The organism is uncultured Tepidimonas sp. (assembly GCF_938045175.1).
Lineage (GTDB): Bacteria > Pseudomonadota > Gammaproteobacteria > Burkholderiales > Burkholderiaceae_C > Tepidimonas.
In genome coordinates this window covers 1-13,107 of sequence record NZ_CALIND010000204.1, presented here as the reverse complement: position 1 = coordinate 13,107, position 13,107 = coordinate 1, and the positions used below count along the sequence as shown (strand labels likewise).

The window sequence follows — 13,107 nt, the reverse complement described above, 5'->3', positions numbered from 1 at the left end:
ACCGCCTCGGTGGCAAAGCGCACATAGGCATGCACGTCCAGCCGCCCCGCCTGGTAGTCGGCAAAGAACGCATCGTTGCGGCGCGTGAAGTCTTGCGGATCGGTCCAGCCGATGCGCGTGGTGAACTCACCCCACGCATAGTCGGAGTCGAGCGGCAGCAACGTGTGGTCGAGGTCGAACAGCGCAACGGCGATGCGCCCATCGCGCAAGGTGGAAGCAGCAGGCGGCGCTGCCACAGGCGAAACAGAGGAGGAAGCAGACGACATCGACAACATCAATCGGTCGCGAGCATGGCGCGCACCAGTGGAATGGTGATGGCGCGCTGGGTGCGCAGCGCGTAGCCGTCCAGGCGATCGAGCAAGGCCATCAAACTGGACAGGTCACGCGCGAAGCGGCTGAGCAGAAAATCGATCACCTCATCGGATAGCGCGACGCCACGCGCATCGGCCGCGCGACGCAACACGGCACGGCGGGCGCGCTCGTCCAGCGGCTGCAGTTGGAAGACATGACCCCAGCCCAGGCGGCTGCGCAGATCGTCGCGCAGCGGCAGGTCGGCCGGGGGGCGATCCCCGCTGGCCAGCACGGCGCGCTGGCCGCCGCTGGCGGGTGACTGGGCGTTGACGAACCAATTGAACGCCGCCGCCTGCTGCTCGGTCGTGTACCGATGCACGTCGTCGAACAGCACCGCCGACCAGCGCTCGTCGAACGGCCCCGGCGCGTGGACGTCGGGTGCAAGCCAGCCTACCGCCTCGCCACGCGCCTGCAGCGCCAGCGCAACGGCACGCAACAAATGGGTCTTGCCGCTGCCAGTGGGGCCCCAAAGGTACAGCGGCAGCGGCGAGCGGGGGCTACCCTGCAGCCACACACGCAGGTACTCCCAAGCGGACTCGTTGCCGTCGGGCACGAAATTGGCCAGCGTCGGCTGGGGCGCCAATCCCAGGTCGAGCACGAGCTGCTCCACTTTAGTCCTCCTGCCCCGCGCGTCCGGCCCCCGCCGCTGCCCGCCGCTCGCGATACAGCGGGCTGCGCACATACAGCACTTGCAACCGGCGCACCGCCACCAACAACACGGCGGAAGCCGGCAACGCGATCAACACGCCGACGAACCCGAACAAGTGCCCAAACGCCATGAGGGCGAAGATGACCGCGATCGGATGCAGGCCGATGCGCTCGCCCACCAAACGCGGGGTCAGGAAGAAGCTCTCCACCACCTGCCCCACTGCATAGACCGCCACCACCAGCAACACGCCCCCCAGACTCTGGAATTGCAGCAGCGCCGCCAGCAGCGCCAGCACCAGGCCGATCCCGTAGCCCAAGTAGGGCACGAACATCGCCAACCCGGTGAAGACCCCAATCGGTACCGCCAATTGCAGCCCCGCCAACCACAGCCCCGCCGCGTAGAACACGGCCATGATGCCCATGACCAGCAGTTGCCCCCGCAAATATTGGCCCAGCACCGCGTCCACATCGGCCAAAAAACGCCCCACCGAAGATCGCCACGCGGGCGGCACCAGCGCGGCGCTGCGCGCCACCACCGCGTCCCAATCCAACAGCAAGTAATACGCCACCACCGGCATGAGCACCAGGTTGCCCAGCAGCGCTAGCAGCGCGCTGCCGCCGATGCGCAGCGACGCCAGCACGTGCTCGAGCAACTGATCCTCGTGGCCGCTGACCATGCGCCGCAACAAGGCCCGCACCCCATCGACATCGATCGACAAATCGATCCCGTGGCGCCGCAACAGCGGCACCAGCCAGGCATTGAGCCGTTCCAGCAGCGCGGGAATCTGCTCGCGCAACAGGGGCCACTGCTGGCTGACCACGGGCACGATGATGAAGGCCACCGCCAGCAACAGCAGCATCAGCAGCGCGATGGCCAGGCCCGCCCCCAGCGCGCGCGGCACCCGGTGCGCCGCCAGCCACGCCACCGCGGGCTGCAAGGCATAGGCCAGCACCGCCGCCACCACGAATGGCAGCAGCACCGGCGCCAGCACCGACACGCCCCACCAGGCGGCGACGGCCAGCGCCAGCCACAGCAGGGCGTGTCGTTGAGATTCGGTCAGCATGGCAGGGGTGGCAGCAGCACAGCGCGCTTGCGGGCCCCGGGGGTCGGGACGCCCGTACAATCGTGGGGATTCTACCGACCCCATGAACACCACACCGCTTTCTTACAAGGATGCCGGCGTCGACATCGATGCCGGGGACGCGCTGGTCGAGCGCATCAAACCGCTGGCACGACGCACCCTGCGCGATGGCGTGCTGGCCGGCATCGGCGGCTTTGGTGCCCTGTTCGAGGTTCCCCGGCGCTACCGTGAGCCGGTACTCGTCAGTGGCACCGACGGCGTCGGCACCAAACTCAAGCTCGCCTTCGCCTGGAATATGCACGACACCGTCGGCATCGACCTGGTGGCCATGAGCGTCAACGACGTGCTGGTGCAAGGCGCCGAGCCGCTGTTCTTTCTCGACTATTTCGCCTGCGGCAAACTGGATGTCGACACCGCGGCGCGGGTCGTGGGCGGCATCGCGCGCGGCTGCGAAGAATCAGGCTGCGCACTGATCGGCGGCGAGACGGCCGAGATGCCCGGCATGTACCCTCCGGGCGAGTACGACCTGGCGGGCTTTTGCGTCGGCGTGGTCGAGAAATCGCGCATCCTCACCGGCGCCGACGTCTGCGCGGGCGACGTGGTGCTGGGGCTGGCCTCCAGCGGCGTGCACTCCAACGGCTTTAGCCTCGTGCGCAAGTGCATCGAACGCGCGGGGCACGACCTGCCCACCACGCTGGACGGGCGCCCGTTCCGCGAGGCGATCATGGCGCCCACCCGCCTGTACGTCAAACCCGTGCTCGCCGCGCTGCAGCAGCACCCCATCAAAGCGCTGGCGCACATCACCGGCGGCGGCCTGCTGGAAAACATCCCGCGCGTGCTGCCCGACGGGCTGGCGGCGCACCTGGTCAAGGGCAGCTGGCCGCAGACCGAGCTGTTCGCGTGGCTGCAGCGCACCGCGGGTATCGACGACCACGAGATGAACCGCACCTTCAACAACGGCATCGGCATGGTGGTCATCGTCGACCCCACGCACGCCGACGCCACTGCGGCGACGCTGGCCGCCCAGGGCGAGACGGTCTACCGCATCGGCACCATCGCCCCGCGCGGCGATGGTGCCGCGGTGGTCGTCGGCTAAGATAGCCCAAACTGGCCCTGCCCTACCCGCCCGCCCGCCGCAGCGCAGCCACCCGGTCAGCGATCGCCTGCGCCTCCAGCGGATCGTCGGCGTGTGGCAGGTAGGCTTCCAAGTCTTGCAGCGCGCGCTGGGGCTGCCCCAGCTCGGCCCAGGCCAGGCCTCGGTCGCGCACCTCGGCCCAGGCGTCGGGCCGCAGCACGATCAGCCGATCGAGCACCGCAATCAGGCGCAACCAGTCCTCCTGTGAGTGGTGGATTTCCTTCAGATTGCGCAGCACGCGGGCCACGATGTCGCGTGGCGCTGCCGCCTGCAGGTACAAGCCCACCGGCACGTCGAAGTCGTCCACCAGCCCATGGCGGCGTTTGTACGGCTCCAGCCGCTCGGCCAAGTCTTCGCGGCTGAGTGACTGGCCAGTAAACGGGTCGAGGATGACCTGCCCCTGCGGCAGGTTGACCTTGACCAAAAAGTGCCCGGGAAAATTGATGCCCGCCGCGCGCAGGCGTATGCCCTGCGCCAGCTCGAGCCAAATCACCGCCAGGCTGATGGGGATGCCGCGGCGCGTGCGCAGCACCGTGTGCAGGTAGCTGTTTTCGGGGTCGTAGTAGTCGTTGACGTTGCCGCCAAAGCCCAATTCGTGAAAAAAGTACTGGTTGAGCACGCGCAGCCGGTGCAGGTGGCCCGCATCCGCCGGCAGGCGGCGGCGCAGCCGCTCGAGCATCCGGTCCACGTCGTCCAACACGGACTGGATATCGAGCTCCGGGTACTCATCCAGCGCCACGGCGGCGGTGGCCTCCAGCAACGGGAAGCCCTCGTCCTGCGCCACCAGCGCAGCAAAGTAGTCCAGCGACGACGGCACCCGTGCAGCCCAGTTCATGGCACTACTTTCGCACAAATTGCCGCAGCGGCAAACCCGCCAGCGCCAAGGCCCCGAAGTACACCGCCGCCGCACCGGCAACCCCCGCGGCCAACACGCCCGCCCGCAGGGCACGCGCGGATGTGCCGGTCCAATCGAATGCCTGCGCCAACCACAGCAGATACACCGCCAACAGCACCGCGCCCGCCAGCACCTGTCCCCCGAAGCGCCCCCACCCAGGCTGCGGGCGATACGCCCCCCGGCGCACCAGACCCACCAGCAGCCAGCCTGCATTGAGCAGCGCGCCCATGCCGATGGCCAGCGCCAGGCCAGCATGTGCCAGCCGCGGCACCAACACCGCATTCATGAGTTGGGTGAACACCAGCACCACGATGGCGATGCGTACCGGCGTGCGGATGTCTTGTCGGGCGTAAAACCCCGGGGCGAGCACCTTGATCGCGATCAGCCCCAACAGCCCCACGCCGTAGCCGGTCAGCGCCAGCGCGGTCTGGCGCACATCGTGCACCGTGAAGGCCCCGTAGTGGTAGAGCACCGCCACCAGCGGCTGGGCAAACAACAGCAGCCCCAGCGCGCTGGGCACGGCCAGCAGCACCACCCAGCGCAGCCCCCAGTCGAGCAGTTGGCTGTAGCGATCTGCGTCACCCGCCGCCTGCGCCGCCGACAACTGCGGCAACAGCACCACGCCCAGCGCCACGCCCAGCAAGGCGGTGGGGAACTCCATCAGCCGGTCGGCGTAGGTGAGCCACGACACGCTGCCTGCCCCCAGGTGCGAGGCGATCTGGGTGTTGATGAGCAGCGAAATCTGCGCCACACTCACCCCCAGCAGCGCAGGCGCCATGAGCGTGAGTATCCGGCGCGTGCCCGGATACTGCCAGCCCGCGCGCACGCCCGCCCACGACAGGCGCACGCGCGGCAGCAGCCCCAGCCGCGCCAGTGCCGGAATTTGCACACCCAACTGCAACACCCCGCCCAGCATCACGCCCCCGCCCAGCGCATAGATGGGCTCCACGCCCCAACGGGCGAGCGCGGGCGCCCCCCACCAAGCGGCGGCGATCATGGCCAGGTTGAGCAGCACCGGCGTGGCCGCGGGTATCGCGTAGCGACGCCAGGTGTTGAGGATGCCGGCACTCAGCGCCACCAGCGACATGAAGCCGATGTAGGGAAACATCCAGCGCGTCAGCACCACCGCGGTCTCGAAGCCCTGCGGGTGCTGCTGCAGACCCGCTGCCATGGCCCACACCAGCACCGGGGCGCCCAGCACGCCCACCACACAAGTCAGCAGCAGCGCCGCTAACAGCACGGTGGCCACGCGGTCGATCAGCTCCCGGGTGGCGGCGTCACCGTCGGTGGCGCGCGTCGCCGCCAGCACCGGCACGAAGGCCTGCGAAAACGCCCCTTCCGCGAACAGGCGCCGCAGCAGGTTGGGAATGCGAAACGCGACGTTGAAGGCGTCGGTCAGCGCGCTGGCGCCGAACGTGGCAGCAATCAGCAGCTCGCGCACCAAGCCGGTGATGCGCGACGCCAACGTCAGTAGCGAGACGATGGAAGCGGATTTGAACAGAGACACCGCGCGAGTGTAGCCGCGCGCCTACAATGGGCGTGCCATGCGCATCGTCAACGCCGACCTGCACTGCCACTCCATCGTCTCGGACGGCACGCTCACGCCCGAAGCGCTGGCCGCGCGCGCCCACGGCAACGGGGTGGAGCTGTGGTCGCTGACCGATCATGACGAGGTGGGCGGGCAACACCGGGCGGCAGCGGCCGCACAGGCGCTGGGGCTGCCGTATCTGTGCGGCGTCGAGATCTCGGTCACCTTCGCCGGGATGACGGTGCACATCGTGGGCCTGGGCATCGACCCGGACGATGCACAACTCGTCGCGGGGTTGGCGCACACGCGCGGCGGGCGCGAGCGGCGCGCGCGAGAGATGGCCGAGCAGCTCGCCGCCGTCGGCATCCGCGGCGCCTACGATGGGGCCCTCAAATACGTCGGCAACCCAGAGCTGATCTCGCGCACCCACTTTGCGCGCTATCTGGTCGAGACTGGCGTGTGCCACGACACGCACGAGGTGTTTCGCCGTTTTCTGACCGAGGGCAAACCTGGCTACGTCGAACACCGCTGGGCGGCCCTGGGTGACGCGGTGCGCTGGATCACCGACGCGGGCGGCGTCGCCGTAATCGCCCACCCGGCGCGCTACGCGTGGGCCAATGCAACGCAGGAGTATGCGCTGTTTGCCGAGTTCAAGGCGCACGGCGGCCGTGCGGTCGAGGTCGTCACCGGCAGCCACAGCAGCGCCGAGATCGTGCGCTACGCCGACATGGCGCGCGAGTTCGACCTGGCCGCTTCGCGCGGCAGCGACTTCCACAGCCCCGACGAGTCGCACACCGATCTGGGCGCGCTGCCCTATCTGGACGGGCGGCTCACCCCGGTGTGGGAGCTGCTGGCCCACCGCGTGCTGCACTGAGCGACCATGGCCCAGTTGTTCGAGGTCCACCCCGACAATCCGCAGCCGCGCCTGCTGCGCCAGGCGGTGCTGGCGCTCCACGCGGGCGCGGTGTTGGCGGTACCGACCGATTCCTGCTACGCGCTGGTGTGCCACCTGGACGATAAGGCTGCCGTCGAGCGCCTGCGGCGCATCCGCGGCATCGACGAACGGCACCACCTGACCCTGCTGTGCCGCGACCTGTCGGAGCTGGCCAGCTACGCGCGCGTGGACAACCGGCAGTACCGCCTGCTCAAGGCAGCCACACCGGGGCCCTACACCTTCATCCTGGAAGCGAGTAAGGAAGTACCGCGCCGCGTCAGCCACCCGCAACGTAAAACCATCGGCCTGCGCGTGCCCGCACACCGGGCGCTGAGCGAACTGCTGGCGCTGCACGGCGCGCCACTGCTGGGCACCACCCTCATCCTGCCGGGCGACGACAGCCCGCTCAACGACGCGGCCCTGATCCGCGAGCGGCTGCAACACGCCGTGGCGGCCGTCATCGACGCTGGCTCGTGCCCGCAAGAGCCCACCACCGTCGTCGATCTGACGCCCATGAGCACTGGCGGCGACCCCGAGGTGCTGCGCGTTGGCCGTGGTCCGCTGGCCACGTTGGGGCTGTGAGGCGGCGCCGCGGCGCACCTGCGACAATCCCACCATGGACATCGCCCACATCATCCAGACCGTCACGATTTACGCGCTGCCGGTCTTGTTCGCCATTACCGTGCACGAGGCAGCGCACGGCTACGCGGCACGGTACTTCGGTGACCCCACCGCCGAGCGGCTCGGCCGCATCACGCTCAACCCCATGCGGCACATCGACCCCAGCGGCACCATCGCCATGCCGCTGTTGCTGTACTTTGCCACGGCGGGGGCCTTTCTGTTCGGCTATGCCAAGCCCGTACCGGTCGACTTTGGCCGCCTGCGCCACCCCAAGCGCGACATGGTGTGGGTGGCGCTGGCCGGGCCCGGGGCCAATCTGATCCAGGCGATCGCCTGGGCCGCCGTTGGCTACCTGCTCGTGGCGGGCGGCGTGCAAGAGCCATTTTTCAATGGGATGGCGCGTGCGGGCGTGCTGGTCAACATCGTGATGTTCGTCTTCAACCTGTTTCCGCTGCCTCCGCTGGACGGCGGCCGCATCCTGGTCGGCCTGCTGCCCACGCGCCAGGCCATCGCCGTGTCGCGCGTCGAGCCCTATGGTTTTTTCATCGTGCTGGCGCTCGTGCTCACCGGGGTGGTCAGCACGCTTTGGCTGCGCCCCCTCATGCGCGTGACGGCTCAGGCCATCGAAGTGCTGCTCACCCCGTTGCGCTGGCTGCTGTTTTGACCGAAGGCGGACCTGAAACCGCCGCTTTTCTCCCTACCCTGCCGCCCCATGACCACCGTTCGCGTCCTCACCGGCATCAAACCCTCCGGCACCCCCCACCTGGGCAATTACGTCGGCGCCATTCGCCCCACTGTGCGCGCCAGCCGCGAGCCCGGCATCGACAGCTACCTGTTTCTGGCGGACTACCACGCCCTCATCTCCACCCACGATCCCGCACGCGTGCAGCGCTCCACGCTGGAGATCGCCGCCACCTGGATCGCTTGCGGACTCGACCCCGAGCGCGTGACCTTCTACCGGCAGTCGGACATCCCGGAAATCCCCGAACTGACCTGGCTGCTGGCCTGTGTCTGCGGCAAGGGGCTGCTCAACCGCGCCCACGCCTACAAGGCAGCGGTGGACAAAAACCTGGCCGACGGGCGTGACGCCGACGACGGCGTGACCATGGGGCTGTTCATGTACCCCGTGCTGATGGCGGCCGACATCCTGATGTTCAACGCCCACCGGGTGCCCGTGGGACGCGACCAAATCCAGCACATCGAAATGGCGCGCGACCTGGCGTCGAGCTTCAACCACCTCTACGGCGAGCATTTCACCCTGCCCGAAGCGGTCATCGACGAGCAGGTGGCGACCCTGCCCGGACTGGACGGGCGCAAGATGAGCAAGAGCTACGACAACGTGATTCCGCTGTTCGCGCCGCGCGAGCAGTTGCGTCGCCTCATCATGGGCATCGTCACCGACTCGCGCGTGCCAGGCGAACCCAAGGACACGGAGGGCTCCGCCGTATTCCAGCTCTTTCAGGCCTTTGCCACACCCGAGGAGACGGCGGTCTTTGCACGCGAGTTCGCCGCCGGCATCGCCTGGAGCCAGGCCAAAGAGCGGCTGTTCGAGCGCATCGACCGCGAGATCGCCCCCATGCGCGCCACCTACGACGCCCTCATGGCCGACCCGCAGCGCGTCGAAGCCATCCTGCGCGCGGGGGCGGCCAAAGCCCGTGCCCAAGCCACCCCCTTTGCCGCCCGGTTGCGCGCCGCCGTCGGTCTGCGGTCGCTGGACGCGCTCGCTCAGCCGCCAGCCGACACCGTCCGCACGAGCAAAAGCGCGCCACCCATCTTTAAACAATACCGCGAGGCCGACGGGCGCTTTTATTTCAAGCTCACGGACGCCAAGGGACACGTGCTGCTGCACAGCGCGGGCTTCGACTCGCCCAAGACAGCCGGTCAGGCTGTGGCGCGCCTCAAAACCGAGGGTTGGGCCGCCTGCGCCGACCTGCACACCCAGGTGCACGTGTTGGCCGACCCGCAGCGCATCGAAGCAGCGCTGGCCGCGCTGCGCGAAACCTGAGCCACCGCAGAACCCCCGACGGGCCTGCTACAATAGCAGGCTTGACACCTGCGGAGAGATGGCAGAGTGGTCGAATGCGCCGGACTCGAAATCCGGTATACGGGTCTTCCCCGTATCGAGGGTTCGAATCCCTCTCTCTCCGCCACTCAACCCTTTCCTGCATGGGTCGTGCGGAAAGGGTTTTTGTTTTTTTAGGGTGTCGCGACGGAGTGCGGGCCGTTCGTGGCCACCGTGCGCAAAGGTGCCATCGCTGGTGCCGCTTGTCTGACTCGAACAGACGACCTACCGCTTACAAGGCGGGTGCTCTACCAACTGAGCTAAAGCGGCTCGGGGGACGCACGACCGGACCGATGACGCCGATGGCCCCGCAGCGTTCGTTATTGTAGTGCCTTGTGCCGCCCCACCGCCGGGGCCCTCACTTGATGCGCTTGAGTGCCGGACGCTTGCTGCCCGGGGGCACCGGCGGCTCCCTATCGTCCTCAGCCGCCGAGGGCTCGGGTGCCGGAAATGCCATACCCTGGCCGTTTTCGCGCGCGTAAATCGCGATCACATGGTCGACAGGGACCACGACCTCGCGCGCCACGCCGCCGAAGCGGGCCTTGAAGCGAATCTCGTCGTTGCCCAATACCAGCCCGCCCGTGGCCTCGTAGCCAACGTTGAGCACGATCTGGCCGTCGCGCACGTACTCGCGCGGCACCTGCACGTGCTCGTCCACGGCGACCACGATATCGGGCGTAAAACCGCCGTCCGTACACCACTCGTGCATGGCACGGATCAGGTACGGGCGGGTGGAGGGCAGTTCGGCGTCCATCACTTGCGCATGACCTTTTCGGACGGGGTCAGCGCCTCGATGTAGGCCGGGCGCGAGAAGATGCGCTCGGCGTATTTGAGCAGCGGCGCCGCGTTTTTGTTGAGTTCGATACCGTAGTGGTCGAGCCGCCACAGCAGCGGCGCGATGGCCACGTCCAGCATCGAGAAATGATCGCCCAGCATGAACTTGTTCTTCAGGAACACGGGCGCGAGCTGCGTCAGCCGGTCGCGGATGTGCAGCTTGGCCTTCTCGATCTGCTTGTCCGTCGGCTTCGGGGTGCGCTGTTCCAGCACCGAGACATGCGTGAACAGCTCCTTCTCGAAATTGAGCAGGAACAGCCGCACGCGTGCGCGGTCCACCGGGTCGCCCGGCATGAGTTGGGGATGCGGAAAGCGCTCGTCGATGTACTCGTTGATGATGTTGGACTCGTACAGGATCAGGTCACGCTCGACCAGGATCGGTACCTGCCCATACGGGTTCATGACCGCGATGTCCTCCGGCTTGTTGTAGAGGTCCACGTCGCGGATTTCGAAGTCCATGCCCTTTTCGAACAGCACGAAACGGCAGCGGTGCGAATACGGGCAGGTGGTGCCCGAGTACAAAACCATCATGGTGTGTTCGCTCCTCGACAAAGCAAAACAGTGGATGGCCGCCTGCCGGCTGGCGCACCCACTGTGCAGACCGCGCAGGCGCGCGGTCAGATGGGGATCATTTGACGTCTTTCCAGTACGCCGCGTTGAGGCGCCAGGCGATCACGGTAAAGATACCCAGGAAGATCAGCACCCACACACCCAGGCGGATGCGATCGTTCTTGACGGGCTCGCTCATCCACTCCAAGAACGCCACCAACTCGGCAACGGTGCGGTCGTACTCGGCTTCGGTCAGTTTGCCGGGTTTGACCACCTCCCAGCCGCGGAAGACCTCGGTCTCGTGCCCGTGGCTGACCACCTTTTCGAAGATGGGTTTGCGCTCGCCCTGCAGTTCCCACAGCGGATGGGGCATGCCGATGTTGTGGAACACGACGTTGTTCCAGCCCGTGGGGCGGTTGGGGTCACGGTAGTACCCGCGCAGCAGGGTATAGAGGTAGTCGCTGCCGCTGTAGCTCATTTGTGCCGCGCGCGAGCGCGCCACCAGCGACAGATCCGGCGGCTGGGCGCCGAACCATGCCTTGGCCTGCTTGGGATCGATGGTCGCGATCATCAAGTCCCCCACCTTGTCGGTGGTGAACATCAGGTTTTCCTTGATCTGCTTTTCGGTCAACCCCAGCTCGGTCAGGCGGTTGTAGCGCACGAACGACGCCGAGTGGCAGCTCAGGCAGTAGTTGACGAAGATCTTGGCGCCGTTTTGCAGGGCCGCTTTGTCATTGATCAGGCGGGGGGCCTTGTCCATCGGGAAATTCGTCCCCGCCGCCAGGGCTGCGGTGGCCCCGCCCAGCATCGCACCCAAGGCCACCAGGCCGGTGGCAATCCATCGTTTCATGGAAATCGACTCCTGTGTGTCTGTCAATGGGCCTGGAAGTTGACGCGGGCCGGAATAGGCTTGAACTCACCCAAGCGGCTCCACCACGGCATGAGCAGGAAGAACGCGAAGTAAAACAGCGTACCCACTTGCGAGACGCGCTCGCCGATCGGCGACGGCGGCAACACACCCAGGTAGCCCAGGATCAGAAAGTTGACGACGAACAGGCCGTACAGATACTTATTCCAGCTCGGCCGGTAGCGGATCGACTTGACCGGGGCCTTGTCCAGCCAAGGCAGGAAGAACAGGATGATGACCGCACCCCCCATGACGACCACGCCCCAGAACTTGGCGTCGATGGTCAGCATGAGCGCCGACAGCACCACGGCGCCACCGAGCAGGCCCGCTTTGCCGACCATGCCCATGGGCGACTTGAGCGCGGCCAGCACGGCGCCGATGAGCACCACCGCCACCAAGACCACCATCATCTCGGACGTCGTGGCGCGCAGCATCGAGTAAAACGGCGTGAAGTACCACACTGGCGCGATGTGCGGCGGCGTCACCATCGGGTCGGCCGGGATGAAGTTGTTGTACTCCAAGAAGTAGCCGCCGAGCTCGGGCGCGAAGAACACGATCGCCGAGAACACGATCAGGAACACGGACACGCCCAGAATGTCGTGCACGGTGTAGTACGGATGGAACGGGATGCCATCCAGCGGCTTGCCGTCGGGGCCCTTCGTGGCCTTGATCTCGATGCCATCGGGGTTGTTGGAGCCCACCTCGTGCAGCGCGATGATGTGCGCCACCACCAGCCCCAGCAGCACCAGCGGCACGGCGATGACGTGGAAGCTGAAGAAGCGGTTGAGCGTCGCGTCGCTGACGACGAAGTCACCACGAATGAGGATGGCCAGATCGGGGCCGATGAACGGAATCGCGGAGAACAGGTTCACGATCACCTGCGCGCCCCAGTACGACATCTGCCCCCAGGGCAGCAGGTAGCCCATGAAGGCCTCGGCCATCAGCACCAGGAAGATCGCGCACCCGAAGATCCACACCAGCTCGCGCGGCTTGCGGTACGAACCGTAGATGAGACCGCGGTACATGTGCAAGTACACCACAACGAAGAACGCCGAGGCGCCGGTGGAGTGCATGTAGCGGATCAACCAGCCCCAGGGCACGTCGCGCATGATGTACTCGACCGAGGCGAACGCCACGGGCACACCAGCCGCGTTGAGCGACGCGTCCGGTTTGTAGTGCATGACGAGGAAAATGCCAGTGACGATCTGAATGACCAACACCAGCAGCGCCAGCGACCCGAAGAAATACCAGAAGTTGAAATTCTTGGGCGCGTAGTACTCCGCCATGTGGACCTTGTAGGCGTCGAACGCGGTCGGAAACCGGTTCTCCAGCCACGTCAGGGTCTTCACGCCAGCCGAGGCGCCTGCGGGAGCTTCCTTGAATTCAGCCATGTCTCGTCGTCCCGTTTTCGTTCTCGTTAGGCCTTCTTGTGCTCGCCGATCAGCAGGCGCGTGTCCGAGAGATACATGTGCGGCGGCACTTCGAGGTTGTCGGGCGCCGGCTTGTTCTTGAAGACCCGGCCGGCCATGTCGAAGGTCGAGCCGTGGCAGGGGCACAGGAA

At 66.8% G+C, this 13,107-nt stretch carries 13 protein-coding genes, 2 tRNA genes and 2 pseudogenes; 6 read left to right on the top strand and 11 right to left on the bottom strand.

Features of this window, described 5'->3' with window-relative positions; translation table 11 throughout:
• From Q0716_RS10905 to Q0716_RS10895, 3 genes and pseudogenes are all read right to left on the bottom strand, one after another.
• Positions 1-209 (bottom strand): annotated as a pseudogene (locus tag Q0716_RS10905) (HAD-IB family hydrolase); the annotation flags it as partial.
• 65 nt (positions 210-274) lie between these two features.
• Positions 275-961: a DnaA regulatory inactivator Hda gene (gene hda, locus Q0716_RS10900; protein WP_299023143.1), complete on the bottom strand. Its 687-nt coding sequence runs from the start codon at positions 959-961 to the stop codon at positions 275-277.
• A 1-nt stretch (position 962) separates the two neighbouring features.
• A complete protein-coding gene (locus tag Q0716_RS10895) occupies positions 963-2,063 on the bottom strand; it encodes an AI-2E family transporter (protein ID WP_299023141.1) in 1,101 nt (366 codons plus the stop codon).
• Between the two features lie 82 nt (positions 2,064-2,145).
• Here Q0716_RS10895 and purM point away from each other — a divergent pair, with 82 nt between their 5' ends.
• Positions 2,146-3,177, top strand: coding sequence for a phosphoribosylformylglycinamidine cyclo-ligase (purM, locus tag Q0716_RS10890; protein ID WP_299023138.1), 1,032 nt, complete (start codon positions 2,146-2,148; stop codon positions 3,175-3,177).
• 22 nt (positions 3,178-3,199) lie between these two features.
• Here purM and Q0716_RS10885 read toward each other — a convergent pair whose 3' ends face one another.
• Complete coding sequence (locus Q0716_RS10885) at positions 3,200-4,051, bottom strand: tetratricopeptide repeat protein (protein WP_299023136.1); 852 nt, start codon at positions 4,049-4,051, stop codon at positions 3,200-3,202.
• Between the two features lie 4 nt (positions 4,052-4,055).
• The gene (murJ, locus tag Q0716_RS10880; protein WP_299023134.1) at positions 4,056-5,618 is read right to left on the bottom strand and encodes a murein biosynthesis integral membrane protein MurJ; all 1,563 of its coding nucleotides are present in this window, start codon (positions 5,616-5,618) and stop codon (positions 4,056-4,058) included.
• Positions 5,619-5,655: 37 nt separating this feature from the next.
• On the opposite strand from murJ, the gene Q0716_RS10875 reads away from it, so the two are divergent.
• The 5 genes from Q0716_RS10875 to Q0716_RS10855 all read left to right on the top strand — a co-directional run bounded on the left by Q0716_RS10875 (position 5,656) and on the right by Q0716_RS10855 (position 9,344).
• Complete coding sequence (locus Q0716_RS10875; protein ID WP_299023132.1) at positions 5,656-6,513, top strand: 3',5'-nucleoside bisphosphate phosphatase; 858 nt, start codon at positions 5,656-5,658, stop codon at positions 6,511-6,513.
• A gap of 6 nt (positions 6,514-6,519) precedes the next feature.
• A complete protein-coding gene (locus Q0716_RS10870) occupies positions 6,520-7,155 on the top strand; it encodes an L-threonylcarbamoyladenylate synthase (RefSeq protein ID WP_299023130.1) in 636 nt (211 codons plus the stop codon).
• Positions 7,156-7,189: 34 nt separating this feature from the next.
• Positions 7,190-7,858, top strand: coding sequence for a site-2 protease family protein (locus tag Q0716_RS10865; protein WP_299023128.1), 669 nt, complete (start codon positions 7,190-7,192; stop codon positions 7,856-7,858).
• A 48-nt stretch (positions 7,859-7,906) separates the two neighbouring features.
• On the top strand, positions 7,907-9,199 hold the full coding sequence (locus Q0716_RS10860) for a tryptophan--tRNA ligase (protein ID WP_299023126.1): 1,293 nt from the start codon (positions 7,907-7,909) through the stop codon (positions 9,197-9,199).
• Between the two features lie 52 nt (positions 9,200-9,251).
• Positions 9,252-9,344, top strand: a tRNA-Ser gene (locus tag Q0716_RS10855).
• Between the two features lie 106 nt (positions 9,345-9,450).
• Here Q0716_RS10855 and Q0716_RS10850 read toward each other — a convergent pair.
• The 6 genes and pseudogenes from Q0716_RS10850 to Q0716_RS10825 all read right to left on the bottom strand — a co-directional run.
• A tRNA-Thr gene (locus tag Q0716_RS10850) sits at positions 9,451-9,526 on the bottom strand.
• Positions 9,527-9,614: 88 nt separating this feature from the next.
• On the bottom strand, positions 9,615-10,010 hold the full coding sequence (locus tag Q0716_RS10845) for a ClpXP protease specificity-enhancing factor (protein WP_299023124.1): 396 nt from the start codon (positions 10,008-10,010) through the stop codon (positions 9,615-9,617).
• Complete coding sequence (locus tag Q0716_RS10840; protein ID WP_299023123.1) at positions 10,010-10,621, bottom strand: glutathione S-transferase N-terminal domain-containing protein; 612 nt, start codon at positions 10,619-10,621, stop codon at positions 10,010-10,012. Before Q0716_RS10840 ends, Q0716_RS10845 begins: the two co-directional genes overlap by 1 nt.
• 97 nt (positions 10,622-10,718) lie before the next feature.
• Positions 10,719-11,489, bottom strand: coding sequence for a cytochrome c1 (locus Q0716_RS10835; RefSeq protein WP_299023121.1), 771 nt, complete (start codon positions 11,487-11,489; stop codon positions 10,719-10,721).
• A gap of 23 nt (positions 11,490-11,512) precedes the next feature.
• On the bottom strand, positions 11,513-12,937 hold the full coding sequence (locus Q0716_RS10830) for a cytochrome bc complex cytochrome b subunit (protein ID WP_299023119.1): 1,425 nt from the start codon (positions 12,935-12,937) through the stop codon (positions 11,513-11,515).
• Between the two features lie 26 nt (positions 12,938-12,963).
• Positions 12,964-13,107, bottom strand: a pseudogene (locus tag Q0716_RS10825) (Rieske 2Fe-2S domain-containing protein); the annotation flags it as partial.